Origin of the sequence: Mesorhizobium sp. M1329, from assembly GCF_040318035.1 — a bacterium.
In the GTDB taxonomy this organism is placed as follows: Bacteria; Pseudomonadota; Alphaproteobacteria; order Rhizobiales; family Rhizobiaceae; genus Mesorhizobium.
In genome coordinates this window covers 44,174-70,070 of sequence record NZ_JAMYLN010000020.1, presented here as the reverse complement: position 1 = coordinate 70,070, position 25,897 = coordinate 44,174, and the positions used below count along the sequence as shown (strand labels likewise).

Below are 25,897 nucleotides of genomic sequence, written 5' to 3'. Positions count from 1 at the left end.
CGATGTCAATGGTTCTCGGATTCGCCGCGCTGGTCGAAAGGAACATTTTCCCGGCCGCCCCGTTCCACTCCCGGCTGGGGCCCCGTCCCGGCCTGATAGGTGCTGTAAAATGGAACGGCCATGCGGTTTGCAGCGGTGCTGAACAAGGACGGGGGCACCCTGCGCACCATCGATCTTGAGGCCTTCGCCAGTCGGATGCGCAGCACGCTTGAGACTGCCGGCCACTCGATCGATATCGAAATCGTCGCCGGCAAGGATATCGTTGCCACGCTGGACGGCGTAGCTTCCAGGCGCGGCATCGACGTCGTGCTGGCTGGCGGCGGCGACGGAACCATTTCGGCCGCGGCAGCCCGTTTGATGAATGGGGAGAAGGCGCTGGCAATTCTGCCGGCTGGCACAATGAACCTTTTTGCGCGCGGCCTCGGTATTCCGCAGACCCTCGATGCGGCACTGAAATCGTTTGCCGACGGCGAGGTGATGGCGATTGACGTTGCAACAGCCAACGGCCGGCCTTTCGTACATCAATTCTCGATCGGCATGCACGCCAGGATGGTGCAACTGCGCCAGAAGATGGAATTCGGCTCGCGGCTGGGGAAGATGCGCGCCTCGGTGCGAGCCGCTTGGGCAACGATCAACAATCCACCGGCGATGAACGTAACGCTGACGATCGGCGAGGCCGAGATCAGAACCCGGATCACCGGCATCGGCATCACCAACAATCTGTTCGGCGAGGGCCACCTGCCCTATGCCGATGATCCTGCAGGCGGCGTGCTGGGCATCTATGTCACCGTGGCACGGCGGCGCGGCGAATTGATCCGGTTCCTCTTTGACGTCGCCCGTGGGAAATGGCGCGGCAACGAACATGTCGAAATCCATCAGGCAAACCGCGCCGTTTTGAAAATCCATTCGACGAACAGGAAAGTTCAGGCCGTCATGGACGGCGAACTGGTAAAGCTCGATCGCGAGACGACCGTCGAAATCCATCCGCGCGCGTTGAATGTTCTCGTCCCGGCGCGTGCCGCCGAGGCAAAGGTTGCCTGACGTGGGATGCGTGATGTGGGTTGCGTGATGCGAGCTGGCACGGGCGATGGAAAGAGCCTAGCCGCTGGGGGTGTTGCCCTGTTCGGTCTTCGGCGTCTCGATCATCCAGCCGTAGATTTCGGCGACGCCCCAGGCGATAAAAGCCAGCAACAGCGCGGCGATCAGGATACGAAGGACATGCCGGCCCCGCCCCCCTTGACGGGCTTTGTTTTCAGGAATGGTTTTTGGCATTGTCTGGCTCCATATTTGGCGCCGGCAGGCATGACTAGCGGGGCGTTGGCTGGTAACGGTCCCCCGCTGCGAAAGTTCCGGCTCTGCAAGGCGGCAAACCGGCCGGTTGGCCTGACCAATCAGCGGAGCCGGCCACCGGGGGCATAGTGGACGACAATAGCCAGAACACGCCGGGCCTGCCGGCCGATATTCGCCGTGTGGTGGGCGCCGCGGACCGTCTTGCCGTGCTGCACGGCCTCGACGCGCTGGACAGGGCTGCCGACCCTGATTTCGATCGTATCGGCGGTCTTGCCGCTTCGGCGATGCAAACGCCTGTCGCACTGATCACGCTGGTCGACGCCGAGCGGCAGTGGTTCAAGTCCTGTATCGGCCTCGACGAGACCGAAACCGCAACCGAGACATCGTTCTGCGCCTATACCATCGCAGCCGGCAACGTGCCGATGGTGGTGGCCGACGCGGCTGCGGATCTGCGGTTCAAAGCCAATCCGCTGGTCACCGGCGAGCATCATATCCGCTTTTACGCAGGCGTGCCGATCGTAATCGACGGCGCGCTGATCGGCACGCTGTGCGTGCTCGACCGGAAGCCGCACGCACGTCCCTCCTCTGTCCAACTCGACCAGCTGTCGGCGCTGGCTGGCCTCGCCGCCAGCCTGTTCACGCTGAAGGATGCAACACGTAGCGCGGCGATAGCCAAGGCCGCACTGGTTCGAGAGGAAAAGCGGCGCGCTATCGCACTCGACGCGGCTTCGCTTGCCAGCTGGGCATGGGATATCCGCAGCGACATGATCGACTGCGATGTCCTGCTGTCTGAATTGTTCAACCTGCCGAAGTCGAACCGGCTGAGGGCGCGCGACATCCTGACCGCCATCGACCCGCGCGACGTTCACCAGACCGAAACACGCTTTCGCGACGCGCTGACCGGCAGCGACGATTATTTTGGCGAATACCGTGTCAAAGGCCTCGATCCGCCGCGATGGATCGCAACGCGCGGCCGCGTCATAGAGCGCGACGGCGAGGGCAAGCCGACGCTGATCTTCGGCGTCAATTACGACATCACCGAACGCAAGCTTGGCGACGAACGTCAACGACTGTTGCTGCGCGAGCTCAATCACCGCGTCAAGAACACTTTGGCAACCGTACAGGCGCTGGCGACGCAGACCGTTCGCCATGCCCGCCAGCCAAGCGAATTCCTCGAAGCCTTCGGCGCCAGGCTGCAGGCACTGGGCGTTGCGCACAGCCTGCTGTCGGACCGCGAGTGGCGCGGCATCGGCATCCGCGAGCTGGTGCAGATCGAGGTAAAGCCGTTCCAAGCCGCCGGACAATCGCGGATGGCGATCTCCGGCGCCGATGTCCTGCTCTCACCCGACCAGGCAGTCGGGCTCGGACTGATCCTGCATGAACTGGCAAGCAACGCACTGCAATACGGGTCGCTCTCGGTTTCCTCCGGAAAGGTCGATCTCGATTGGAAGGTACAAGGCGGGAAGGGTGCACGGCGTCTGTTGCTGGCCTGGCGCGAAAGCGGCGGCCCACGCGTTGCGCCGCCCGAACGCCATGGCTTCGGCTCGATCCTGATCCGCCGCAGCCTGGCCAAGGTCATTTCCAGCGAGGTGACCCACGAATTCCGGCCGGATGGCGTGGTTGCCGAAATATCGATTCCGCTCGATTTGTGACGCCAGCATTTTGCGACCGGGCGCCAGAATCGTTTGCCCCGAACTATCCCTCCGAACTATCCCGTTTGCCGGTATCCGGATCATCCGAGCCGCGCTTCACGTTCTCGCGGTAGATGGCGTAGGCAGCGAGTGCTATCGCCGGGCCGAGAATGGCGCCCAACCCGCCCTTCGCCAGGCCACCTTTGCCCTTGAGCAGCGCCGGCAGCACGGCGAGTGCCGCAGTGATGCCGATAGCCTTCATGTCGGCGTTGCGTCGCTTCGCCCGGCGCCTGGCGCGCGAGCCGGCCGATATCCGGTAAACGAGCAAGATGAGACCGGCGATTGCCAGAAAGCCGATCCCGAAGCTCAGGGAAGCTGCCATCGGCCCATAGCGGGCCACCGCCCAGATATAGGCCGCCCCGACGAGAAAGCCGAGGCCGCACAGCGCCGCGAGCGCTGCGACCGAATAGACAATCGCAGCGACGCGCGCGCGTTGCACCGCTGCAATGGTTTCGCCCGAGGCGATGCCCGAGATCAGCGATGCAAGCATTCCCATGCGTGCAGAACTAGCGGCGCGCGAGAAGCGCGAAGAGGAATCCGACGCCTGCGGCGATCGCCAGCGAAGTCACCGGCTTTTCGCGCATATGGGCTATCATCTGCGCCTCGATGTCCCTGGCGTTGCTGCGCAGGCTGTCGAAGGCCGCCTCGCCCTGGGTTCGCAACTGCTCGACGCTTTCGGCGGCGGCTCGCCTTGCAGCTCCATAGCCATGTTCGCCAGTTTTGGCCAACAGCTTGGTAAGTTGGTCGATGTCGGCCTTCAGTTGTGCGATGTCGGCCTCAATATCGGAATTCGTGCGGGCTTCGTTCGCGGCCTTTCCTGTGGCAGTCGCCATTGCTTCACTCTCCATGCTTTTTGCTCGGTCGAAACGCCCGACAGACCCCAAGGTTCCGGCACGAACCTCTTCTAACCCTATCTCCGGCAGCGCGCGTTGCAAATGCCTTGCATGGGCCGGGGCCGACGCATCCGCGCCAGCGCGTTTTTTTTAAATGACAGCATGCCAAATAACCATCATGACTTCCCCGTTTCACGATAGAGACGCGTTTGAGGAGATATTGCTGCGTGCGCCCATCGCTTGACGGTTTGCGGATTCTTATCCTGGAAGATGAGTTCCTGATTGCCATGGATATCGAGCAGCTTTGCCGCGACTACGGCGCGCTGGATGTGGTCATCGCCCGTGATCTGACCGAGATCGAACAGCAAGACATTGCCGCGCAGTTCGATGTGGCCATCGTCGACCTCATGCTGAGCGGCGTTTCGACGCTCCAATTTGCTTCGCGGCTGCGTGAAGCGGGCATCCCGTTCGTGTTCGCCTCGGGCTATTCGGATACCGACGAGATCAAGAAAACTTTTCCCGGCGTCAGGCTGGTCACCAAGCCCTATTCGGGAGACGATCTCGTTGAGGCAGTGGTAACGGCCTGCAGGCGCACGCCGCTTCGCTGAGGCGCGGAGCGGTTCGAACACGCCCGCGCTTCACGCAGCCGTCGATCCCGTTACCTGAGCCGAAATTGCGTCCGGGCCATATTCGTCTTCACCGGAGATCTTCAGGATTTCCTGCAGCCGTGTGCGGGCGCGGCTGACGCGGCTCTTGATCGTTCCGACGGCGCAGCCGCAGATCTCGGCCGCTTCCTCGTAGGAGAAGCCCGACGCGCCGATGAGGATAATGGCTTCGCGCTGGTCTTCGGGCAGCAACTCGAGCGCGCCCCGAAAGTCCTCGAGGTCAAGCTGGCCGTGCTGGGCCGGATGAACAGCAAGCCTGGCCGTCATGACGCCATCGCTGTCCTGCACCTCGCGGCCACGCTTGCGCATCTGCGAATAGAATTCGTTGCGCAAGATTGTGAACAGCCATGCCTTCAGATTGGTGCCGGGCTGGAAGCTTTCATGCTTGTCCCAGGCCTTGACCAACGTTTCCTGCACCAGGTCGTCAGCCTTGTCGGCGTTTTGCGTCAGCGACACGGCAAAAGCCCGCAGGCTCGGGATCGAGCCGAGCAAGTCGGTCTTGAAGCCCTGGGAGACGGCCGCCATGCCTCAGTCCTTCTTTTGTACAGGTTCGGCCTTTTCCAACTGGCTGAGCAGTTGGGCGAAGCGATCCGGCACATTGTCGGAGACCAGCTCGTCGTAGTATTGTTTGAGTTTGCGGCCGATTTCCGAATTCGGCCCAAGCGGGTCGCGGGAAGCAGCCCGGCGCCCGTTGCCCACGCCAGCCGTGGTAGCTTTCGTCATGTTCTTCATTTCGCCCTTTGTCCCAGCCTTGAGCCGCCCTTCAACACATAACGCACGGCAAGCGGCAGCCTCGTCTGGTTGCCCAACCCCGCCCTAAACGCCAGCCCCCATACTTAGTTCCGCATGACCGGAACTTTTTCGCGCAACCCGCGTTTCTAACTTTGGGCTTGCGAACCGTTTTTAGCTATAACATGAACATGCAATCACGTCATATGAGGGAGACGTCCGATATGAGCCTATCAGCAACCATCGCTCCGCACCTGCCGTTCCTGCGCCGCTTCTCGCGCGCCGTATCCGGATCGCAGGAGAGCGGCGACGCGTTGGTCGCCGCAATGCTCGAGGCCATCATTGCCGATGTCGATATCTTTCCGAACGCATCGAACGACCGCATCGCGCTCTACAAGGTCTTTGCCAAGCTCTTCACCTCGGTGGCCATTCGCGTTCCGCAGGAGCATGCCCAGTCGGCATGGGAACAGCGCGCCGCGGCCAATCTGAATGCAATTGCGCCTCGTCCCCGCCAAGCCTTTCTGCTGGTCGCGGTCGAAGGCTTCAGCGAAGACGAGGCGGCGGAGATTCTCGACGTCGACGAACAGGAATTCTCCGAACTCCTCGCGCAGGCGAGCAACGAGATCTCCCGTCAGGTGGCAACCGACGTGCTGATCATCGAGGATGAGCCGCTGATCGCCATGGATATCGAAGAAATGGTCGAAAGCCTCGGCCACCGCGTCGTCGGAACGGCGCGCACCCATGCCGAGGCGGTGGCGATGTTCGGCAAGGCGAGGCCAAAGATGGTGCTTGCCGATATTCAGCTCGCCGACGGCAGTTCGGGCATCGCGGCCGTCAATGAGATCCTGTCGTCGACCTCGGTGCCGGTGATCTTCATCACCGCCTTTCCCGAGCGCCTGCTCACCGGCGAGCGGCCGGAACCGGCTTTCCTCGTCACCAAGCCGTTCAATCCGGACATGGTCAAGGCGCTTATCAGCCAGGCCCTGTTTTTTGACCGGCACGCGAAAGCCGCGGCATGAAACAGCCGGCGGCCGAGCTGCCGCCGGGATAGCCGCTCCCTCGGATCAGATGGGCGTGATGCCGGCTCAACTCACTGCCAACCAACTGGGGCAATCAACTGGACCTTTTTCAGACACCGCGGCAATTCGGGCCCTGAAGATTTTCGGCATCGTCTTTTTCGGAAAATGGTGGAACAAACGGAGGCGAATCACGTTTTCACCGCAGCATTGGAAGGAGATCGATCATGCTTTACTGGGCGCTCGTATTTCTCGTCGTGGCGATTATCGCCGGTGCGCTTGGTTTCGGCGGCATCGCTGGTACCTCGGCCGGCATAGCACAGATATTGTTCTTCATCTTTCTCGCCTTCCTGATCATATCGCTTATTGCCGGCCTGATCAGACGAGCGTGAATGCCAAGCGGCCATTCGAGCGAACACTGGAAGCCGCACCCCTCAAACGGTTTCCAGCCACCGCCGGGCAGTGTCCTCCAACGGGATGCCGCTCGGCGGACCGCTTTTTAAGGCTTGATACGAGGCTCCTCCTTTTGGAACCCATTCTTCCGCGAGCCGTTCAGCCCGACATGGGTTGAGCAAATTGACCGATGCGTTCCAGAGTCGGAAAAATGAAAGACCGCGGCCAGAGTGATGAGATCATCGCTTTGCATCCCGCCGAAAGCGGGATGCAGCTTGGCCGGGCCCTTCTCCATGCACTGCACAATGCCGGGATTTCCGTCCTGTACCAGGATCGCGAGATGAAGACGGTGTGGGCGCGCAACATGCGCGCCCCATGGACTTCCGATGCCTCCGACAACAACGGCATCTTGCCGTCGGCGCAGGCCGAGCGTATCGGCGCCGCCAAGCACGACGTCATCGTCTCCGGCAATCCTCAACATCTCGAACTCAGCGTGCCGGCCGATGACGGCGCCCGCTGGTTTCAGGTGTGGATAGACGCCGACCGCAGCGAGACCGGCGCGGTGCAGGGCGTCGTGACCACCATGGTCGAAACAACCGAGCAGAAACGCCGGGAGCAGACGTTGAAGGCGCTGCTGCGCGAAGTCAGTCATCGCTCCAAGAACCTTTTGGCCATCATCCAGAGCATCGCCACCCAGACGGGCCGTTATTCCGGCAGCATTGACGATTTCCTGACGCGTTTCCGGGGCCGATTGCAGTCGCTGGCCTCCTCGCAGGATTTGGTTACGTCATCCAACTGGCGGGGAGCGTCGCTGCGCGAGCTGGTTTCCGGTCAGGTCGGCAGGTACGGCGCGGATCCCTTGCACAGCCTGCGTTTCCGCGGCGCAAATCCATATCTCAACCCCAATGCCGCCTTGCACATCGGCTTGGCCATGCATGAGCTCGCCGTCAATTCGGTCAGCTATGGCGCACTGTCGCGCAGCGACGGTTTCGTCGAGGTGACGGCCGATCTGACGGCAGCTTCCGCTGGCGAGCCTGCGCTGTCACTGACATGGGCCGAAGTGATCGGAGCCAACGACAATCAGCGCAGCGAGAAACGTTTTGGCAGCGTCGCGCTCGAACGCGTCGTGCCCACTTCATTGAATGGAACGGCGACACTTGAGATCACCGGGAACCGCCTCGAATACCGCCTTGTCGTTCCACACGGCAATTTCGAGACGGATTGAACGAACGGCGGTCGCCGCGAGAAGACATGCTGCGCATCGCCAAACCTTAACCGACTGTTCACCATAAAGTCCGATCCTGCCCGAACGTGCCGATCCGCCGGACATCGATTGAGTTTGGCACAAAATGAAAGGAATGGGCCTTGACGGCTGCCGACTTGAACAGACTGGAACAGGCCGCTCGCGTCTCGATGGGCGGTTTTCAGGATCCCGACGCGTCCGCAGCGCCCGCGCCTCGTGCTTCGCCCCTCCGCTTCGCCGCCGTCGCGCTTATGGCCGCGATCGTTCTGACCGCCGCGTCCCAACTGATCTGAATCGAACTCGCCTCTGCTTGATCGGCTTGAAACGATGCGTCCTTGGAGATTTCCAAGTTCGTGGTAGCATCGAACGGCGCACGCCCCGAAAAAGACTATCTTAATCAACAATGAAATCGTGCGGGCGAAGGCCGTACTTTCGTGCTAAATGGCGGCTGGAGCTTATTAAAGTGAGGACAAACGTGAGGATGACTCCATGCGGAAGATGATTATTGCCATGGTTGCCGTGGTTGCGGTCAGCGGCTGCACCACCACGGAAGAGAACGTGGGTATCGGCACTGTGGGCGGCGCACTCATTGGTGGCGCTGTCGGCGGCGGCAAGGGCGCTTTGATCGGCGCCGGCGCTGGTGCGATTGGCGGTCTGCTCGTTCGCCGTCTGCAAAATGGCTACTGCCAGTACAGAGATCGTCACGGCCGGATCTACACAGCTCGCTGCAACTAGTTTCGAGCTCCAGGCGAACAGCAAACGCGGAGACAGGCCACCTGTCTCCGCGTTTGCACCTCCAAGGCGCTGTCGCGATGCGGCCCACGAGACGGCGGTTTCAGGCCGGCAGCGGAACCTTGATTTCCACGTTCAAGCCATCTTCGTGAAAATCGCGCCTGATTGTGCCACGCAATTCTCGCGTGACATTGAGATCGATCAGCCTGGTGCCAAAACCGCTCTTTGCCGGTGTCTCGAGCTTCTTCTGACCGGCCTCACGCCAGTTGAGAGCCAATGTCCGGGCGCCGCCACGGCCTTCGAGCGACCAGTCGACCTTCAGCGCACCGACTGAATTGCCGGCTTCGCCGTGCTTCAGCGCATTCGTCGCCAGTTCGTGAAAAACGAGGCCGAGTGCCTGCGTCGTTTTTTCGTCAAGAAGAACCTCCGGTCCCGACAACAGCCCTTCAGGAAGCTCGCTGCCGAACACCTGGCCAAGCTCGATGCGCAGCAGGTCGCCGAGATCGGCTTTCTGCCAGCGTGAGCGCGTCAGCATGTCCTGGGAAGCCGCCATCGCCTGCAGCCGGGCCGAGAAAGAAGCCGAGAATTCCTGGACGTCGGTGGTGTGCGATGCTGTCTGGCGCGCGATTGCCAGCACCCGCGTGATCGAGTTCTTGATGCGATGCTTCATCTCCTGCAGCATCAGGTCTTTTTCCAGCAGGCTCTTTTCGGTCGTTTCGTGAAGCAGCGAGACCGCCTCATAGGCCCGCTCCTGATAGCGGGCCACCAGCGCGATGGCGCCCGCAAGCAGCAGTCCGAACAATCCGAGCATCACCGGGATGGCGCGCGAGGAAGGTTGCGAGAAAGCACTTGTCGGCCTGAACAGGACGACCCACGGCCGGCCGGCGACGGTGATCTTGCGGGTGACTAGCAGCCTGTCGCCGAGGCCCGAAACAGGCGGCGTTTCCGACTGGAACAGCAGGTTGTCGCTGTCCACCGTGCCGTCATAGATCTCGGTATTGACCGGCAGCAATGGTGCCCGGCTGAGCGCGGCCTGGAACAGATCACGGGCGCGGAAGGCCGCATAAAGGAAGCCGGCAGTCGAGGATCTCGACGCGTTCACGGCGTCCGGCGCGGTTTCGACATTGAGCCGGACGAAGACCAGGAACCCGGTAAAGGTCTGCGCGGCACCCGTATCCTTGCCGAGCTGCACCAGCCCGCTGGCGTGCTGCTGGTCGTCGGCCATCGCCCTTTCGATCGCCTCGCGCCGCGCCGGCCCGGTGAACATGTCGTAGCCGATGCTGGATTTGTTGGACGGATCCAGCGGTTCGAACAGCACGATGGGCGTGCGCCACGGTAAGTTCGTGTCGGGATAGATCGGATGGCTTGCGCCGTGATCGTGCAGGATGTCGCGCTCGACCGCCGCCTCGTTGCCCGTTTTCGCCAGGCGGAGGAAGCCGATGCCGCGCAGGCCGGCGAAATTATTGTTGATGTCGAGCGCGTTGAAGAAAGCCTTGAACTCGCCTTGCGAGATACCGCCATTGCGCGCGTCGAACAGCGCCCGGGTTGAGCGCAGCAGCGACAGGTCCAGGTCGATGCGGCTTTCGATCCGGTTAAGCGCGTCGTCCGCCGTCGCGTCGAATTTAATGCGGGCCGCCTCCTGGGTGGCAAAATACGCAAAACCCGCCATCGTCAGGCTGATCAGCGCGACGGCGATAAAAGCGACAGTCGGAAAAAGCTTCTTCAATGGCTGATACGTCCCGTGGACGGTTCGGCTCTTTATGGGCAAGTCCCGACGCCAACACAATGGCGAGGCCAAAGCATGGTGACGGCTGGCACATTTTGGCGGCTTGTGATTAGCCGGCTAATTCTCATTCATGCGGCAATCTTCAGGGCTCCCGGCCCCGGAATGGCGCCGGGTGGGCACTTGCCGAGGATGATCATGCCGAGCACTTCGTCCTGGGTGACGTCGGTCGTGCGCGCCGTGCCGACAACCCGACCGTTCTTCATGACGCAGACGCGGTCGGCAAGCTCGAACACGTCGTGAATATCATGGCTGATCAGGAAAATGCCGATGCCGTCGGCCTTGAGCTGCCTGACCAGTTCGCCGACCTGCGCCGTCTCCTGCGGCCCGAGTGCCGCCGTCGGCTCGTCCATGATCAGGATGCGGGCGTTGAACAGGATGGCGCGGGCGATCGCAACCGACTGCCGCTGGCCGCCTGAAAGCTTTACGACCGGCTCCTTGAAGCGTTGGAAACGCGGATTGAGCCTGCCCATCACCTTGCGCGCCTCGGCCTCCATGGCGACGTCATCGAGCGTACCCCAGCCGGTCATCAGCTCGCGGCCGAGAAACAGGTTGGCGGCCGCATCGACGTTGTCGGCCAGCGCCAGCGTCTGGTAGATCGTCTCGATGCCGTACTTCTTGGCGTCGCGGGGATTGGAGATCGAAGCCTCCTCGCCGTTGACGAAAATCTGGCCCGCATCGCGCTTGTAGGCGCCGGACAGGATTTTTATCAACGTCGACTTGCCGGCACCGTTGTGACCGAGCAAAGCCATCACTTCGCCCGGGAAAAGATCGACCGAGGCATCGTCGACGGCGCGAATGCCGCCGAAGGCGATGGAGATGTTGCGCATGTCGATCAGCGGCGTGGGAGCGGTCTTGTCTGCCATGCTTGTTCTTCCTCCCTATAGATCCTGCTTGAGCATGATCTTGTCCGACAACCGGTTTCCACCTTGCGGGATCATGCTCAGACCCGTTTGCGATAGACGGTATCGAGCCACACCGCGACCACCAGCACGGCGCCGACAACAATGCTCTGCAGCGGCGAATCGATGCCGAGCAGCACCATGCCGGATTGCAGCGACTGCATCAAAAGCGCGCCGAGCATGGCGCCGAGCACTGTGCCGGAGCCGCCGGCGAGCGACGTGCCGCCGATCACCGCCGCCGCGATGACCAGGAGTTCGTCCAGGGTCCCCAGCGCATTGGTCGACGCATTGAGGCGGGCCGAAGCAATCGCCGCGCTGATCGCGGCCAGCACGCCCATGATCATGAACACCTTCATGGTCACCCAGCGCGTGTTGATGCCGGCGAGTTCCGCCGCTTCCGGGTTGCCGCCAATGGCAAAGACATAGCGGCCGAAACGGGTGCGTTTGGTGATGAAGGTCATGACGATGCCGACTGCGACAGCGATCAGCACCGGTATGGCGATGCCATGGGCGATGAACAGCCCGCCTTCGGGGAGGGTGATGCCGTTCCGCTGGGCGTACTGGCGAACGATGCCGATCGGCCAGGGATAGGAATTGGCGATCCAGACAGCGCCGAGGATGGCGGCACAGGCGACAACACCGAGCAGGGTCTCCGCCCAGACGGGGCGCAGCGGAAATTTGAACCGCTTGCGCTGCGACCGGCCGTTGAGCAGCATGAAGGCGACGCCCACACAGGCGAGAATGCCGACGATCCAGCTTGCGGTTGCGCCGATCGAGCCACGCGGCCCGCCGCCCATGAGCTGGAAGGTGGCGTCGAGCGGCGCGACGGTGCGCCCGCTCGTCATCAACCATGCCATGCCGCGCCAGACCAGCAGGCCGCCCAGCGTCACGATGAAGGCCGGAACCTCGAGATAGGCGATGATAAAGCCCTGGAACGCGCCGATCAGGAGGCCGAGCGCCACGCCGGCAGCCAGCGCGATGATCCATATCCAGGGATTTCCAAGCTGGAACTCCATGACGCGGATGAGGAATTCGGCCTGCGCCACGCCCATCACCATGCCGATCACGCCTTCGACGGAGCCGACCGAAAGATCGATGTTGCGCATCACGATGACCAGCACCATGCCGGTCGCCATGATCGCGACCGAGGAGGTCTGCACCGACAAGTTCCAGAGATTGCGCGGCGTGAGGAAAAGCCCACCCGAGAGTATGTGGATCCCGACCCAGATGACCAGCAGCGCGCCGACCATGCCGAGCATGCGCGTGTCGAGTTCGGTTGCCTTGAGAAATCGGGCAACGATGCCGAGCTCGGATTCACGCGCCCGGTCTGCCGTGCTGTCGACCGGCGTGTTGGAAGTCGTGTCGGTCATCATGTTTCTCCCGCCGGGTTGCCGTCTGCCGCGGATGCCGGAAGCAGCCTAGAAGTTATCCGCCGGAAGCGGAAAAACAACTCTTGTTGAAAAAACGCCGCGGCGAGCGGCCGCGGCGTTCGGACGTCTCGGAAACGTCGGCTCAGTTGCAGACTGCAACAGTGCCCGCCGCCACGCCGGCGCAGACCTCTTCTTTCTTGATCCAGCCGGCGTCGATGACGACGTTGAGGTTATCCTTGGTGATGGCGACCGGGGTCAGGAACAGCGACTTGACGGTATTGCCGCCGGGCGTGGTGAAATCCTTCACGCCGGCAATGTCGGTCATCTGCTTGCCGTCGGCCAGTTGCGAGGCGATCTCGGCGGCGTTCTTGCCGAGCTCGCGCGCATCCTTCCACACCGACACAGTCTGTGTGCCGAGCGCGATGCGGTTCAGCGCGGCGTGGTCGCCGTCCTGGCCCGAGACCGGAACAGATCCAGCCAACCCTTGCGCCGTCAATGCTGCGACGACGCCGCCGGCAGTACCGTCATTGGCCGCGACCACTGCATCGACCTTGTTGTCGTTCGCCGTCAGGAACTGTTCCATGTTTTTCTGGGCGTTGGCCGGCAGCCAGCCGTCGGTATAGGCCTCGCCGACATTCTTGATCTTGCCGCTGTCGATAGCGTCCTTCAGCACTTCCATCGAACCGGCAAACAGGAAATCGGCATTCGGATCGGCACCCGAGCCCTTGATGAAGACGTAGTTGCCTTCCGGCTTCACCTTGAACACTTCGCGGGCCTGCATGCGGCCGACTTCCTTGTTGTCAAAGGTCAGGTAAAAGACGTCCTTGTTCTCGATCAGCCGGTCGTAGCCGACAACCGGAATACCTTCGTCCAGCGCCTTCTGCACGGCCGGCCCGATGGCCGAGGCGTCCTGCGCAAGGATGATCAGTGCGTTGGCGCCCTGCGAGATCAGGCTCTCGACGTCGGTGAGCTGCTTGCCGGGGTTGGACTGCGCGTCGGCGGAAATATACTTGTCGCCGGCGGCCTCGATGGCCGCCTTCATTGCGGCCTCGTCGGTCTTCCAGCGCTCTTCCTGGAAGTTCGACCAGGAAACGCCGATGACCTTGTCTTTAGCCTGCGCCACCGACGCCAGCGCCAGCGTCATGGCGACACCCGCCAGAATGGCGGTCGTGAATTTCTTCATCATATCCTCCCTGCGCCGCGTACGGCGTGACCAATTGGCTCAAAGACCAGCTTAGAAGCTCTAATTTTTTCGAGCCTCGAAAAAATACTGGCCCGATCTCCGGCTGCTGTCAACATCGATTCTGATGGATTTTGATGACTTTGCGAGTTTTTTCGAGCGTCGGAATAAACGATGACAGCGCCACCCGCATCTGACACTATTTGCCTGCATCCGACACTGTTTGTCGGACATTACCGACGGCTTCCGGTTCATGAGCGGCCGCGGCAACCGGGAGGAAAGCAAAACGATGTCGGTCGGAATCCGCCATGACGATTTGCGCCGGCGCAACCGGGCGATGGTGATCTCGGCGGTGCGCCGGGCCGGCCAGCCATCGCGTACTGAGATCGCAGCAACCACCGGCCTCAGCCATTCGACCATATCGGCGATCTCCTCCGACCTGATACGGGAAGGCATCCTCGCCGAGAGCAAGGCAAGCGAGCCCGTTTCGTTGAAACGCGGTCGTCCGCAGGTCGGCCTCGCCCTCAACCCGGAAGCTGCGGCGGTGTTGACCGTGGTGTTGTCGCTGAATTTCCTGTCGGCCGCCATTATCGACTATGCGGGACAGGTGGTCGCCGAGGAACAGCGCCGGCTGGACACGCTGACCATGCCGCGCGACGAACTGATCCGCGAATGCATGGCCATCGTCCGGCGCCGACTTGAGGATCCAGACCTTGACGTCCGCAGTGTCGCCCGCATCGCCCTAGCTATCCAGGGCATTACCGACTCCCCTGCACGCGCCATGCTGTGGTCGCCGATCACGCCGCAGACCGACATTGCCTTTGCCGACATGCTGGAGGACGAATTCGGCATCCCGGCAACGGTGGAGAACGACTGCAATATGATGGCGGTGGCTCTGCGCTGGCGCAAGCCGGACCGCTATCGCGACGACTTCATCGCCATCCTGCTTTCGCATGGCATCGGCATGGGGCTAGTGTTGAAGGGCGAGCTGTTCACCGGCACGCATTCCTCGGGCGGCGAGTTTGGCCACATGATCCATCGTCCAGGCGGCGCGCTCTGCCGTTGCGGACGACGCGGCTGCATCGAGGCCTATGCCGGCAACTACGCCATCTGGCGCAACGCCAGGCAGATGAGCGAAGACAGCGAACCGGTCGCCGACGTCAGCGACGCCGACATGCGCGCCCTGGCGGCCCGGGCGCGCGAGAAAGATGGGCCGGAACGCGAGGCCTACTGCAAGGCCGGCGAAGCGCTGGGTTTCGGTCTCGGCTCGCTGTTCGCGCTGATCGATCCGGCACCGGTCGCGATGGTCGGCGCCAGTGCCGCCGCCTTCGATCTGATCGAGCCGGCCTTGCGCAAGGCAATCGCACAGACCGCCGGCGGCCAGCATTCCGGCTCGATCTCTTTCGACACTGAGCCGAACGAATTGCCGCTGATCCGCGAAGGCTGCGCGATGCGGGCGTTAAGCTTCGTCGACCAGGAGATTTTCGCGCCGGGCGCGCAAATGAGGCCCGGCGTCCGAAAGAACGTCGCCTGACCAGGCGGATCAATCTTCCCTGATCGCATAACCGGCACCGCGGATGGTGCGGATGACATCCGGCATGCGGCCGTTATTGACGGCTTTGCGCAGCCGGCCGACATGGACGTCCACTGTGCGTTCGTCGATGTAGATCGTCTCGCCCCAGACATTATCGAGCAACTGGCTGCGCGAGAAGACGCGGCCCGGATGCCGCATCATAAACTCCAGCAGCCGGAATTCGGTCGGTCCGAGCCTGATCTCGCTCTTCTTGCGATAGACCCTGTGCGATTCGCGATCGAGCACGATGTCGCCGACCTTCAGCACGCTGGACAGCACTTCCGGCTTGGCGCGGCGCAGCAGCGCCTTGACCCTGGCCATGAATTCCGGTGTAGAAAACGGTTTGACCAGATAGTCGTCGGCGCCGGTCGAAAGACCGCGCACCCGGTCGCTCTCCTCGCCGCGCGCGGTCAGCATGATGATCGGCAGCCGCTCGGTTTCGGGGCGCACCCGCAACCGGCGGCAGAGCTCGATGCCGGAAACCGCTGGTATCATCCAGTCGAGCACCAGAAGGTCGGGCACATTCTCCTGCAAACGGATCTCGGCTTCGTCGCCGCGTGTCACCACCTCGACCTGGTAGCCTTCGGATTCGAGATTGTAGCGGAGCAGCACACCCAACGGCTCCTCGTCCTCCACCACCATTACTCGTGGTGCGATCATCAGCTGGGCACCCCCATCATGTCACCGGCGCGGACATTGTCGTTTCGTCCTGCTTCGGACGATTGACCGGCAATTGCTCGCCGGTCAGCACATAATACGCATTTTCGGCGATGTTGGTGACATGGTCGCCGATCCGCTCCAGATTCTTGGCGCAGAACAGCAGGTGCGTGCAAGCGGTGATGTTGCGCGGATCTTCCATCATGTAGGTCAATAGCTCGCGGAACACGGACGTGTATTTGACGTCAATGCGCTCGTCGGCGGCACGCAGCTTGGCCAACGCGGCCGCATCGCCTGCAGCATACTCCTCGATGACGCCCTGCACCTGGATGAGCACCAGCTGCGCCATCGCGTCGATGGAATGCGACAAGTCGCGCGGCGTGACGCTGAGGCCGACCGCACTCACACGCTTGGCGATATTCTTGGCAAGGTCGCCGATGCGTTCGAGGTCGCCGGCCATGCGGATCGCTCCGACCACATGGCGAAGATCGTGGGCCATCGGCTGGCGTTTGGCGATCAGGGTGATGGCGCGGTCGTCCAGTTCGCGTTGACGCGCATCCATGATGGCGTCGTCGGAAACGACGCGTTGCGCCAACACGTTGTCGGAATTCAACAGGGCCTTGGTCGCCCCGCCGACCATCGAACCGGCGAGGTCGGCCATGTCGCGGATCAGCTTGCTGATCTGCTCGAGATCCTCGTCGAAAGAAGCGACTGTGTGTTCGCCCATGGTCCTGTCCTCATATGCATGATCGGAACGGCTCAGCCGAAGCGGCCGGTGATATAATCCTGCGTGCGCTTCTCGCGGGGCGACGTGAAGATCTTCTCGGTCCGGTCGAACTCGACCAGTTCACCCAGATACATGAAGGCGGTCTGGCGCGACACGCGCGCCGCCTGCTGCATGTTGTGGGTGACGATGACGATCGTGTAGTCGGCTTGCAATTCGTCGATCAGTTCCTCGATCTTGGCGGTCGACAATGGGTCGAGTGCGGACGCCGGTTCGTCGAGCAGAATGACTTCCGGCTTCACGGCCACGGTGCGGGCGATACAGAGCCGCTGCTGCTGGCCGCCGGACAGGCTCAAGCCGCTGGCGTTGAGTTTGTCCTTGACCTCGCTCCACAGCGCGGCGCGCTTCAACGCCTGTTCGACGCGGCCGTCCATCTCGGACTTGCCGAGGTTTTCGTAGAGCCTGACGCCGAAGGCGATGTTCTCGTAGATCGACATCGGGAACGGCGTCGGCTTCTGGAACACCATGCCGATCTTGGTCCTGAGGAGGTTGAGATCCTGCGACCGGTCGAGAATGTTTTTGCCGTCGAGCAGCACCTGGCCCTCGGCTGTCTGTTTCGGGTAGAGCTCATAGATGCGGTTGAACACACGCAGCAGCGTCGATTTCCCGCAGCCCGAAGGCCCAATGAAGGCCGTGACGCTGCGCTCGGGCAGCGACAGGCTGATGTCCTTTAGCGCCTTGCTCTGGCCGTAGTAGAAGTTGAGGTTCTTGACCTCGATCTTCGTCTTCTCGGCGACCGTTTCGGTCATCGTCATGTCCGGGGACAACATCTGTGTCATCTGTCCTCTCTGCGTCCGGTAAGGCTGCGGGCGAGGATGCTCAAGCCCAGAACCGTCAGGGTGATTATGAGTGCGCCGGTCCACGCCAGTTGCTGCCATTCCTCGTAAGGGCTGAGAGCGAACTGGAAGATGGTCACCGGCAGGCTGGCCATCGGCGCGTTGATATTGCTGCTCCAGAACTGGTTGTTGAGCGCGGTGAAGAGCAGCGGCGCCGTCTCGCCGGAAATGCGCGCTATCGCCAGCAATATGCCGGTGACGATGCCGGATAATGCGGCGCGGTAGGCGACCGAACGGATCACCACCCAGCGCGGCGCGCCGATCGCGGCACCGGCTTCACGTAATGCGTTCGGCACCAGGTTGAGCATGTCTTCGGTGGTGCGCACGACCACCGGAATGACCAGGATGGCAAGCGCAACGGCGCCGGCAATGGCCGAGAAATGCCCCATTGGCCGCACCATCAACTCATAGACGAACAAGCCGATGATGATCGACGGCGCCGACAACAGGATGTCGTTGATGAAGCGGACGACGGTGGTGATGCGCGAGAAACGTCCATATTCGGCCATGTAGGTTCCCGCCAGCACGCCGATCGGCGTGCCGACGACAACAGCGATGATCGTCATCAGCAGGCTTCCCGCAATGGCATTGAGCAGGCCGCCGGCCTCGCCCGGTGGTGGCGTCATCTCGGTGAAGACCGCAAGCGAAAGCCCGGCCGTGCCCTTATAGACCAGCGCGCCGAGGATGAGCGCCAGCCAGGCAAGCCCGATGCCGGCGGCGACGACGCAAAGCGCCATCATCACCGAATTCCTGGCTTTGCGGCGGCTGTGGAGCGATGAGGATGTCGACATCGGTCAGGCTCCCGTACGGGCGTCGATCCGCATCAGCATATAGCGGGCGGCGGCAAGGATCAGGAAGGTGATGACGAACAGGATCAGGCCGAGCGAAACCAGCGAGGAGGTGTAGAGATCGCCGTCGGCTTCGGTGAATTCATTGGCGATGGTGGCCGAGATGGTCGTGCCCGGCGCGAACAGAGAGGCGCTGATGCGGTGGGCGTTGCCGATGACGAAGGTCACCGCCATGGTCTCGCCGAGCGCCCGGCCGAGGCCAAGCATGACGCCGCCCATGATGCCGATGCGGGTATAGGGAATGACCACGCGCCGGGTCACTTCCCATGTCGTGCAGCCGATGCCGTAGGCCGATTCCTTCAGCACCGCCGGCACCGTATCGAAGACGTCCTTGGTGATCGAGGTGATGAAGGGCAGCACCATGATGGCGAGGATCAGCGCCGAGGTCAGAAGGCCGATGCCGTAAGGAGGGCCGGCGAAAAGGCTGGATAGTCCCGGCACGCCGTGGAAGATGTTGATTATGAAGGGCTGTATCGTCGTCTGCAGGAACGGCGCGAACACGAACAGGCCCCAGATGCCGTAGATGATCGAGGGAATGCCGGCCAATAGCTCGACCGCTATGCCGATCGGGCGCCTGAGCGGGCGCGGGCAGAGCTCGGTGAGAAAGATTGCAATGCCGATGCCGATCGGGACCGCGATCAGGATGGCGATGGCCGCCGTTACCAGGGTGCCGTAGATCGGCGCCAGTGCGCCAAATTTTTCCGTGACCGGATTCCAGCTCTCAGTCGTCAGGAAAGAAAAACCGAAGGAGGACAGCGCCTGCCATGAGCCGGCAAACAGCGAGATCGCGACACCGCCGAGGATGACCAGCACAAGAATTGCGGAAGCGCGGGTGAGACCGCGGAATATGGCATCTGTGAGCGCGAAGCGCCGCACCGTAGCTTCCCTGGCCCGGGCTGCTGCGGATGATGGCATGGCATCGGAAGCGATGGTCATTGGGTCCTCGCGATTAAAGGCAACAGGGAGGGCGCCGTCGACGCCCTCCCTGGAGGAGATTACATAGCCGAGTAGAGCGGCTTGCCGTCGCTGCCGACGACTTCCTTGGCCCACATCGCCTTGACGCTCTCGACCACCTTGTCGGGCATCGGAACGTAGTCCAGCTCGCCCGCCATCTCGTCGCCCTTGTCATACGCCCAGGCGAAGAATTTGAGCGCCTCGCCGGTGGTCGCGGCGTCGTCCGGCTTCTTGTACAGGAGGATCCACGTCGCCGCCGTCATCGGCCAGGACTCGGCGCCCGGCTCGTTGGCGAGGATCACCCCATAGCCCGGCTGCGAGCTCCAGTCGGCATTGGCCGCTGCCGCCGAAAACGCCGCCGCGGCAGGCTCGACCTTCTTGCCGTCCTTGTTGATCATGTCGGTGTGGGTGAGCTTGTTCTGCTTGGCATAGGCGTATTCGACATAGCCGATCGCGCCGCCAGTCTGGGAGACGTTGTTGGCAACGCCCTCATTGCCCTTGGCGCCGATGCCAACGGGCCATTCCACGGCCTTGTCGACGCCGACCTTTTCTTTCCAGTCCGCGCTGACGTCGCCGAGGTAATAGGTGAAGTTGAACGTCGTGCCCGAACCATCGGAACGGTGAACGACCGCGATCGCCTGCGAAGGCAGCTTGACGTCTGGATTGAGCTTCTTGATCGCTGCGTCATCCCAGCTCGTGATCTTGCCGAGGAAGATGTCGGCCAGCGTCGGGCCGTCGAGAACCAACTCGCCAGGCTTGATGCCTTCGAGATTGACGACGGGAACGATGCCACCCATCACCATCGGGAACTGAGCCAGTCCGGACGCTTCAAGCTCTTCGCCTTTCAGCGGCGCATCCGAAGCGCCGAAGGTAACGGTCTTGGCCTTGATCTGCTTGATGCCGCCGCCGGAACCGATCGACTGGTAGTTAAGGCCAACGCCGGTGTCTTTCTTGTAGGTGTCGGCCCACTTCGCATAGATCGGGTAGGGGAAGGTGGCGCCGGCGCCGGAGATGTCCGCGGCGAGCGCGGCGGACAGGGTGAGGGTGGTCGTCGCCGCAGCCATTGCAATCGCAACGGCCGCCGAGCGGATGAAATGTCTCATGTGGCCTGCTCCTTGTCGGAATATGGTCTCTCGGCGCCATACCTCCGGCGCCCGCTGAGGCCAATAGCCCCCGATTATTACAGTCGCATGACAGTTTCATGTCGCTCCGGTAACGTCGTCCAGCCGGGGTTAAGAAGGAGCGGCTGCGGCCTTTGTCGGAGTGGGCCGCGCTTTGCCGTTGGAATCAGCAGCTTGCGTGAATTCCGGCCCGGCATCGTCTGCTCGGCGATCGCAGCCACCGGCCTTGAAAAGAAAAAAGCCGGACGGGAGCGCGTTGCATGCAGCCAGAGCGTGTCATGGCCGCGCCATCGCCTAAACAGGTCCGTTGGGGTAAATCTGACCCTGTTTCTTGCCGGCGGTCGCTGCTCCCGCCCGTAACTGGAGGAGCGGAACTTCGAATCCCATTGTCGCGATTGAGCGCGGCTTTGGTATGGTGCGATCGCACCATGGCCTTACGCTGGAAGCGTTGACGAATCGCACGTTTCTAACTCGCGCTGGACCTCCATCCGCGCCCGACCCGGCGCTCGATCTTCGAGCAAGGCCTTCGACTGGAAGTGCGAAGACTTCTACTTCACCGTATCTACTCCCTCCGCCCTATTCCGCCGGTTGTCGGTCAGGCCGAAGCAGCGTTATAAGCTTGCAGGGGTGTTGCTGATGTTTCGACGGATTCTGCCTGTCTTCCTGTGCCTGGCGCTGCCTCTGGGAAGCGGCTGCGCGCGCAGCTATGACGGCACCGTCATCATTCCCAAGCCGCTCGATGTTCGCCGGTTCTGGGACCGGCCTTCGCCGCAGGCGCAAGCCGAACAGTCGCAACTGGAGACCGACGTCTTTCCAGTGGCGCCGCAAACGCCGAAAAGGCTGGCGGTGCGCAGGAGCGCAGCTTCGGTTGCAGCGCCACGGAGGAGGGTTGCCGTCAACCCGCCGTCGCCGGAGCCGACGAAGCCGCTAACTTGCAGGAACGTCAGCGAGCCCGGCAAACGGGCCCGCATGGTCTGCGAATAACCAGCGACGTCGGTCGACGCGCGCCTCCAGGCCTTGAAGAGGCTATCTGGCCAGCCGTTCGCCGTCTCGGACCGCCGCCTGCCTTGGTCAGTCCGCCGGGAAAAAGGCCGGCCCGACCACTCTCACCGGCCGCGCTCCGACCGCTTTTTCGATCGACTGATGCTGGGCAGCCCCTTGCACCTCGGTAGCCTGCGTTTTTGCCTCTGCGGGAGCGGCACCGGCGGTTTCGATCCCGGATTCAGGAATTTCCGCGACGATGCCAAAATCCGGCTTTGCCGTCGGCAACGGAATGATGGCGTTGGTCATGTTGGCCGGTGTCACGGTTCGTGCCCTGAGTTCGGCGACGCGCCGGTAGTAGCGCTTGACGTCGCAGGCCTTGAAATTCGCGTCGTCGCGGTACCGGAACGCGGCAGGTAGCTCCACATAGGGTTTTCCCGACTCGAGTGCGACCATCTCTTCGGTCTCGCGGGTGGCGTCGCTCAGCGTATAGAGGTCGACGCCGGCATCGTCGCAGATGTAGCGGCACTGATCGACCGTTTCCTTCAGATCGTCGCTCTTGGCGAACTGCGATTTTGGCGCGGGGAAGAAGTATCCGTCCGACAAGCGAACGCAAAACAGCATCCGATTGCCGCCAATTGTTGTGCCTGCGGACTGGGCTTTGGGTGCTGTGCGTTGCTGCGCCTGCTGTTTCTTGGCAGCCGGGGCGGCGCAGCCCAGCGCGACAAACCTGGCCTTCAATCCGGACGTGTCCCTGCCCGAATTCGCCAGTCTCGCGATTTGCCGTTGCACCTCCGCCTTGCTACTGACCAGGTCTGCGCAGGGATTGAAGAAGAAGCCGGCCGTTTTCACCGTGCATCGGCGTTGTCTCTCCAGCTTTTGAAGCGCGGCGAGTTGCCGGTGCAGTTGGGCAAGCTCGGGGCTGGTCCCGCCGCCGCGCCCCGCCGAAACCAATTGGCTCCTGATAGCACCGCAGCTATCCGCGTAGGAGAAGGATGTGCCGAGCGCAACGGCTATTGCCGACACTAGCATCAGAATCGTGAAGGGCCAGAAGCGTGTCATTGGAACGACCATTATCCTTGTTGCGCCGAGAACAGGATTTCTTCTTTGTCGACTATGGATAAGTACTGGCTAAATCAGTTTCACCTAATTGAAGTAGATCGAACTGCCGACAGAGACTTTAGCTCTAGTGTATTAGATCAACTCGTGTAAATTCAATATTACATTTTTATTTCAAGATTGAGACGAACCGGCAGCAACGCCGGCGGACGCCCGCCACGGCGACGTTTGATGCGCGCGGCGGGTTCCGCATCGCGATCAATCCGGCGTTACCGGCCGGCCGTTGCTGAAACCTTAGCCCTGGGTTCGGCGTTGAGCGGCCAAGGAGGAGACCGCAAATGTCGATCCACTTCACTGTCGCGGACCTGACCAGGAATCTGTTCCATTCACTTGGGTTGGACCATGAACGCGCACCGAGGCCACTTGACCACGAGCAGAGGCTGTTGCTGGAGTGCTATCTCGCCGGCCAGATACCGGAATCGGCCTGGAGCGACTATGTCTTCGAAATGCCGGAACTGGCGCGACATGTCGAGGCGAGACGAAGCCGCCACTAAAGCGCATCGCGGTCGACCGGGCCTCATGTGACGCGCTTAGGTTCTTGTCTAATGCATGTCGTTGTCGCAAAACCGCTGCACACTTTGCGCGACATGCATTAGGAAAAGTGGAATCCGGATGTCGGAAAAGATCAAGGCGAAGCCTGCACTCGCGTTGCAGGCTGTTTTTGTTTAGGCGAGTTGAATTGCAGAGTGAACACCTTGCCCGGGATGCCTTCAGCCAGCGCCGGTGAAAGGCTCAACGGCAGGCAGTGGTCCACGGCCGCAATCGCCGCATCGACAAAAGCTTGCCGCGCCTTCTCGTCGCCGGCCACGCGGATGGCGGTCGGCTTGGGCCGGCCGATCAGCGTGCCATTGCGCCTGAAGCTGAAGCTCAGGGTGACGGTGGAATTCCCGGCATTCGCTGGCGGGGTCCAGCACGCCTGGATGGCAGCCCCGACCTCGGGCATGGTGTTGAGCGTCGCTGCATTCGATTGACCGGCTGCACCCGCCAGCATGGCGCCTGCAATCACCACCATTCCAGCAATGCTTTTCATGACAGGGCCTCTGTCCTTGAACCGCCCTCGAGGACGGGGACTACTTCGATGGTAGGGCCGACATCGGCGATGACAAGATGCCGGCGACGCGCTTCATCAGCCATGCAGGGCGTCGAAGCGCCGTCAGCCGCAACTTCGGCAGCGCCGCAACAAGCAAAAGGCCGGCGAGCAGCCGACCTTTGCTTTCCATCCGCGCCAGTACATCCGTGGTCGCGGGCTGGAGGTGGATACCAGTAGAAAGGGTTTCGGTTAACGAAACCTTACTCTCCCCACATCGTGCAAACAGGGGAGAGTAAAAAAGAATTACCCCAGATCATTGCAGGCTCCTGCGGGAATGCGGACGGTCGCCGGCCTGCCCGTGCCTCAGGCGTTGGCCTGCGACCGCACATAGGCGATGTAGCCGCGCACATCGCCGGCCGGCTCGGCATAGGCCTTGCCGAGCTTCTTCTCGATCGCCGCCATATAGTCTTTTGCCCATTGGGGCAGCGCATAGTCGATGACGGCGAGGAATTCGAGCGTCGCCGCCAGGCGGATGTCGGCGATCGACGGGTTCTTGCCGCCGATGAACGGCTTGCCGTTCCTGAAGAAGCTGTGAAACACCTCCAGCGGCTCGGCTATCGCTTCCATAGCGGCCTTCTGGGCTTCCGACTTCCTGTCGGGATCAGCGTCGCTGTGACCAACCTCGCCGGCATATTGCGGGAAATTCAGTGCAGGATAGGTGGCGCGCGCCACATAGGGGTAGAGCGTCCCGATCAGGTAGAACATGGCACTGTCGATCATTGCCCGCTTGGCCGGCGCCTTGGGATATAGGTTATCCAGCCCGTGCTTGTTGGCGAGGTATTGCATGATGGCGCAGCTTTCCCACAAGACACCTCTCGGCAGGCCCTTGTCCTCGATCATCGGCGTCAAATGGGCCGGGTTTCGCGCCATATATTCGGGCGAGCGCGTATGGCCCCATACGTCGGTCTCGGAATGGTCGAGCCCGGCGGCGCGTGCAAACACCCGAACGCTCATATTGTTGACGCTCGGCTTCAGCATGCTGAGCGTGAGCGCCGGCTTTTTCGCCGGTTTCGCCTTGGCCTTCGCGAGCTTTTTGGCGGAGACCTTCGCCGCCGGCTTTGCCACTTTCGCCGCTGACCTAGCGGCGGCTTTGGCCGCCGGCTTCGCTCCTGGCTTGGCTGTCATCGGTGCCGAAGTCTTGGCCGCGGGCCTTTTCGCACTCTTCGTTGCTGTCTTTGCCATTATGTCCTCCCATTGTTGGCGTGTCGTCAGTATGGATTTTTCGGTGCGCGATCCTCCGACAAGGTTGCGCGCGAGCGCTCGACAAGCGTCTGGATCGCATCGGCAAGGTGCACTTCGGCGATGTTGTAGTCGCCGCGCGCAACGCGGATCTTGTGCGCCTGCATCAGCACGTCGGCATGGGTGAAGCCCGCCGGCGGCTCGAAACGGTAGGAGGCGAGCTCGATCAGCAGGCCGAGCGGATCCTCGAAGTAGATCGAGTCCATGAAACCGCGATCCTTGACGCCGCTGTGCTTGATTTCACGCTCGTTGAGCCGGGCGACCGCCTGCAAAAAGGTGACGCGCGACACCGCAAAAGCGATGTGATGGACGCAGCCCGTATCGGTCGGCGTGCGCCGCTTGACTGGTGTGCGGCTCTCGTCGGTGAAGACCGTGATCAGCCGCCCATCGCCTGGGTCGAAATAGAGGTGGCTTTCGCTTGCCTTGTCGAGGTTGGGCTGCTCGAAGATGAAGGGCATGCCGAGCACGCCCTCCCAAAAATCGATCGAGGTCTGGCGCCCGGCCCCGACCAGCGTGATGTGATGGACGCCTTGTGATTGCAGTTTTTGCATTGGTCTCCTCCCGGCCACGCCGTCTTGCCGCCGAACGGAAGTTCGGATGCCCAGTCGCGCTTGGATCAGCGCCCGGCATGTGACCGCGCCCGGCCTCGCTCGCCTGCGCTCCGCATTCCGCATCCTGCAGGAGTGCGGCCGGAGCTTTGATGAACGGATGCTAATTCAATCCGAGGCGTTGCGCCAGAAGCGCTGAGTTTCAAGAACTCCACGCAGGCGCCAAGAGCGGCACCGGGATCGCGTCGCTGGGTTTCCCGAGCGGTCGGTTTGGCGAGGCAGGTCAAAGGGGCCCGGTTGACGCATGCCGCGCCTGGTTC

At 62.0% G+C, this 25,897-nt stretch carries 31 protein-coding genes; 11 read left to right on the top strand and 20 right to left on the bottom strand.

The window, feature by feature from the left end; genetic code table 11:
- The first annotated feature begins 120 nt into the window (after nt 1-120).
- Nucleotides 121-1,041, top strand: a complete 921-nt coding sequence (locus NKH21_RS20300) for a diacylglycerol/lipid kinase family protein (RefSeq protein ID WP_352666372.1) — start codon at nt 121-123, stop codon at nt 1,039-1,041.
- A 57-nt stretch (nt 1,042-1,098) separates the two neighbouring features.
- Here NKH21_RS20300 and NKH21_RS20295 read toward each other — a convergent pair whose 3' ends face one another.
- On the bottom strand, nt 1,099-1,272 hold the full coding sequence (locus NKH21_RS20295) for a hypothetical protein (RefSeq protein ID WP_352666371.1): 174 nt from the start codon (nt 1,270-1,272) through the stop codon (nt 1,099-1,101).
- Between the two features lie 146 nt (nt 1,273-1,418).
- Between NKH21_RS20295 and NKH21_RS20290 the strand changes: the two genes are divergently transcribed.
- Nucleotides 1,419-2,942, top strand: a complete 1,524-nt coding sequence (locus tag NKH21_RS20290; RefSeq protein WP_352666369.1) for a sensor histidine kinase — start codon at nt 1,419-1,421, stop codon at nt 2,940-2,942.
- A 43-nt stretch (nt 2,943-2,985) separates the two neighbouring features.
- On the opposite strand, the gene NKH21_RS20285 is transcribed toward NKH21_RS20290, so the two are convergent.
- Nucleotides 2,986-3,477 (bottom strand): hypothetical protein, encoded by a 492-nt coding sequence (locus NKH21_RS20285; RefSeq protein ID WP_352666367.1) that lies wholly within the window; start codon nt 3,475-3,477, stop codon nt 2,986-2,988.
- A 10-nt stretch (nt 3,478-3,487) separates the two neighbouring features.
- Nucleotides 3,488-3,814, bottom strand: coding sequence for an ElaB/YgaM/YqjD family protein (locus tag NKH21_RS20280; RefSeq protein ID WP_352666437.1), 327 nt, complete (start codon nt 3,812-3,814; stop codon nt 3,488-3,490).
- 287 nt (nt 3,815-4,101) lie between these two features.
- On the opposite strand from NKH21_RS20280, the gene NKH21_RS20275 reads away from it, so the two are divergent.
- On the top strand, nt 4,102-4,422 hold the full coding sequence (locus NKH21_RS20275) for a response regulator (protein WP_502903417.1): 321 nt from the start codon (nt 4,102-4,104) through the stop codon (nt 4,420-4,422).
- Nucleotides 4,423-4,452: 30 nt separating this feature from the next.
- Here NKH21_RS20275 and NKH21_RS20270 read toward each other — a convergent pair whose 3' ends face one another.
- On the bottom strand, nt 4,453-5,004 hold the full coding sequence (locus NKH21_RS20270) for a sigma-70 family RNA polymerase sigma factor (RefSeq protein ID WP_023678544.1): 552 nt from the start codon (nt 5,002-5,004) through the stop codon (nt 4,453-4,455).
- A gap of 3 nt (nt 5,005-5,007) precedes the next feature.
- Nucleotides 5,008-5,211 carry a NepR family anti-sigma factor gene (locus tag NKH21_RS20265; RefSeq protein ID WP_023720919.1) on the bottom strand — a complete coding sequence of 68 codons (204 nt, stop codon included), beginning with the start codon at nt 5,209-5,211 and terminating at the stop codon, nt 5,008-5,010.
- Nucleotides 5,212-5,432: 221 nt separating this feature from the next.
- On the opposite strand from NKH21_RS20265, the gene NKH21_RS20260 reads away from it, so the two are divergent.
- The 5 genes from NKH21_RS20260 (at nt 5,433) to NKH21_RS20240 (ending at nt 8,595) form a co-directional block, all read left to right on the top strand.
- Entirely contained in the window at nt 5,433-6,227 is a 795-nt protein-coding gene (locus NKH21_RS20260; protein ID WP_352471123.1) for a response regulator, read from the top strand.
- A gap of 224 nt (nt 6,228-6,451) precedes the next feature.
- Nucleotides 6,452-6,616, top strand: coding sequence for a DUF1328 domain-containing protein (locus NKH21_RS20255; protein ID WP_023678541.1), 165 nt, complete (start codon nt 6,452-6,454; stop codon nt 6,614-6,616).
- A 191-nt stretch (nt 6,617-6,807) separates the two neighbouring features.
- The gene (locus NKH21_RS20250) at nt 6,808-7,842 is read left to right on the top strand and encodes a sensor histidine kinase (RefSeq protein WP_352666362.1); all 1,035 of its coding nucleotides are present in this window, start codon (nt 6,808-6,810) and stop codon (nt 7,840-7,842) included.
- Between the two features lie 140 nt (nt 7,843-7,982).
- Nucleotides 7,983-8,153, top strand: coding sequence for a hypothetical protein (locus tag NKH21_RS20245; protein WP_023678539.1), 171 nt, complete (start codon nt 7,983-7,985; stop codon nt 8,151-8,153).
- A gap of 196 nt (nt 8,154-8,349) precedes the next feature.
- Nucleotides 8,350-8,595: a YMGG-like glycine zipper-containing protein gene (locus NKH21_RS20240; protein WP_006328050.1), complete on the top strand. Its 246-nt coding sequence runs from the start codon at nt 8,350-8,352 to the stop codon at nt 8,593-8,595.
- A 100-nt stretch (nt 8,596-8,695) separates the two neighbouring features.
- Here NKH21_RS20240 and NKH21_RS20235 read toward each other — a convergent pair whose 3' ends face one another.
- From NKH21_RS20235 to xylF, 4 genes are all read right to left on the bottom strand, one after another.
- Nucleotides 8,696-10,318 carry a CHASE domain-containing protein gene (locus NKH21_RS20235; protein ID WP_352666360.1) on the bottom strand — a complete coding sequence of 541 codons (1,623 nt, stop codon included), beginning with the start codon at nt 10,316-10,318 and terminating at the stop codon, nt 8,696-8,698.
- A gap of 128 nt (nt 10,319-10,446) precedes the next feature.
- On the bottom strand, nt 10,447-11,241 hold the full coding sequence (locus NKH21_RS20230) for an ATP-binding cassette domain-containing protein (RefSeq protein ID WP_292655543.1): 795 nt from the start codon (nt 11,239-11,241) through the stop codon (nt 10,447-10,449).
- Nucleotides 11,242-11,318: 77 nt separating this feature from the next.
- Nucleotides 11,319-12,647, bottom strand: coding sequence for a sugar ABC transporter permease (locus NKH21_RS20225; protein WP_352867111.1), 1,329 nt, complete (start codon nt 12,645-12,647; stop codon nt 11,319-11,321).
- 142 nt (nt 12,648-12,789) lie between these two features.
- The gene (gene xylF, locus NKH21_RS20220) at nt 12,790-13,830 is read right to left on the bottom strand and encodes a D-xylose ABC transporter substrate-binding protein (RefSeq protein ID WP_292655550.1); all 1,041 of its coding nucleotides are present in this window, start codon (nt 13,828-13,830) and stop codon (nt 12,790-12,792) included.
- A gap of 286 nt (nt 13,831-14,116) precedes the next feature.
- Between xylF and NKH21_RS20215 the strand changes: the two genes are divergently transcribed.
- Nucleotides 14,117-15,361: an ROK family protein gene (locus NKH21_RS20215; RefSeq protein ID WP_352867108.1), complete on the top strand. Its 1,245-nt coding sequence runs from the start codon at nt 14,117-14,119 to the stop codon at nt 15,359-15,361.
- 9 nt (nt 15,362-15,370) lie between these two features.
- On the opposite strand, the gene phoB is transcribed toward NKH21_RS20215, so the two are convergent.
- The 6 genes from phoB to pstS are packed head-to-tail and all read right to left on the bottom strand — an operon-like array spanning nt 15,371 to nt 20,582.
- The gene (phoB, locus tag NKH21_RS20210) at nt 15,371-16,060 is read right to left on the bottom strand and encodes a phosphate regulon transcriptional regulator PhoB (RefSeq protein WP_352666354.1); all 690 of its coding nucleotides are present in this window, start codon (nt 16,058-16,060) and stop codon (nt 15,371-15,373) included.
- 16 nt (nt 16,061-16,076) lie between these two features.
- A complete protein-coding gene (gene phoU, locus NKH21_RS20205) occupies nt 16,077-16,784 on the bottom strand; it encodes a phosphate signaling complex protein PhoU (RefSeq protein WP_254816572.1) in 708 nt (235 codons plus the stop codon).
- A 32-nt stretch (nt 16,785-16,816) separates the two neighbouring features.
- Nucleotides 16,817-17,620, bottom strand: coding sequence for a phosphate ABC transporter ATP-binding protein PstB (gene pstB, locus NKH21_RS20200; RefSeq protein WP_292655560.1), 804 nt, complete (start codon nt 17,618-17,620; stop codon nt 16,817-16,819).
- Nucleotides 17,617-18,468: a phosphate ABC transporter permease PstA gene (gene pstA, locus NKH21_RS20195; protein WP_023678532.1), complete on the bottom strand. Its 852-nt coding sequence runs from the start codon at nt 18,466-18,468 to the stop codon at nt 17,617-17,619. Before pstA ends, pstB begins: the two co-directional genes overlap by 4 nt.
- A 3-nt stretch (nt 18,469-18,471) precedes the next feature.
- A complete protein-coding gene (gene pstC, locus NKH21_RS20190) occupies nt 18,472-19,461 on the bottom strand; it encodes a phosphate ABC transporter permease subunit PstC (RefSeq protein WP_352634128.1) in 990 nt (329 codons plus the stop codon).
- Between the two features lie 59 nt (nt 19,462-19,520).
- On the bottom strand, nt 19,521-20,582 hold the full coding sequence (gene pstS / locus NKH21_RS20185; RefSeq protein WP_352666352.1) for a phosphate ABC transporter substrate-binding protein PstS: 1,062 nt from the start codon (nt 20,580-20,582) through the stop codon (nt 19,521-19,523).
- A gap of 654 nt (nt 20,583-21,236) precedes the next feature.
- Between pstS and NKH21_RS20180 the strand changes: the two genes are divergently transcribed.
- Nucleotides 21,237-21,584 carry a hypothetical protein gene (locus NKH21_RS20180; protein ID WP_352666351.1) on the top strand — a complete coding sequence of 116 codons (348 nt, stop codon included), beginning with the start codon at nt 21,237-21,239 and terminating at the stop codon, nt 21,582-21,584.
- 87 nt (nt 21,585-21,671) lie between these two features.
- On the opposite strand, the gene NKH21_RS20175 is transcribed toward NKH21_RS20180, so the two are convergent.
- Nucleotides 21,672-22,643 (bottom strand): DUF2865 domain-containing protein, encoded by a 972-nt coding sequence (locus NKH21_RS20175; RefSeq protein ID WP_352666349.1) that lies wholly within the window; start codon nt 22,641-22,643, stop codon nt 21,672-21,674.
- A 335-nt stretch (nt 22,644-22,978) separates the two neighbouring features.
- Between NKH21_RS20175 and NKH21_RS20170 the strand changes: the two genes are divergently transcribed.
- Nucleotides 22,979-23,194: a hypothetical protein gene (locus tag NKH21_RS20170; RefSeq protein WP_352468942.1), complete on the top strand. Its 216-nt coding sequence runs from the start codon at nt 22,979-22,981 to the stop codon at nt 23,192-23,194.
- 131 nt (nt 23,195-23,325) lie between these two features.
- On the opposite strand, the gene tolA is transcribed toward NKH21_RS20170, so the two are convergent.
- The 4 genes from tolA to NKH21_RS20150 form a co-directional block, all read right to left on the bottom strand.
- A complete protein-coding gene (tolA, locus tag NKH21_RS20165) occupies nt 23,326-23,730 on the bottom strand; it encodes a cell envelope integrity protein TolA (protein WP_352489333.1) in 405 nt (134 codons plus the stop codon).
- Between the two features lie 40 nt (nt 23,731-23,770).
- Nucleotides 23,771-23,920, bottom strand: a complete 150-nt coding sequence (locus tag NKH21_RS20160; RefSeq protein ID WP_352666347.1) for a hypothetical protein — start codon at nt 23,918-23,920, stop codon at nt 23,771-23,773.
- 173 nt (nt 23,921-24,093) lie between these two features.
- Nucleotides 24,094-24,972, bottom strand: coding sequence for a glutathione S-transferase family protein (locus NKH21_RS20155; RefSeq protein ID WP_352666345.1), 879 nt, complete (start codon nt 24,970-24,972; stop codon nt 24,094-24,096).
- Between the two features lie 26 nt (nt 24,973-24,998).
- On the bottom strand, nt 24,999-25,580 hold the full coding sequence (locus NKH21_RS20150; RefSeq protein WP_352666343.1) for a VOC family protein: 582 nt from the start codon (nt 25,578-25,580) through the stop codon (nt 24,999-25,001).
- Between the last annotated feature and the right edge of the window lie 317 nt (nt 25,581-25,897).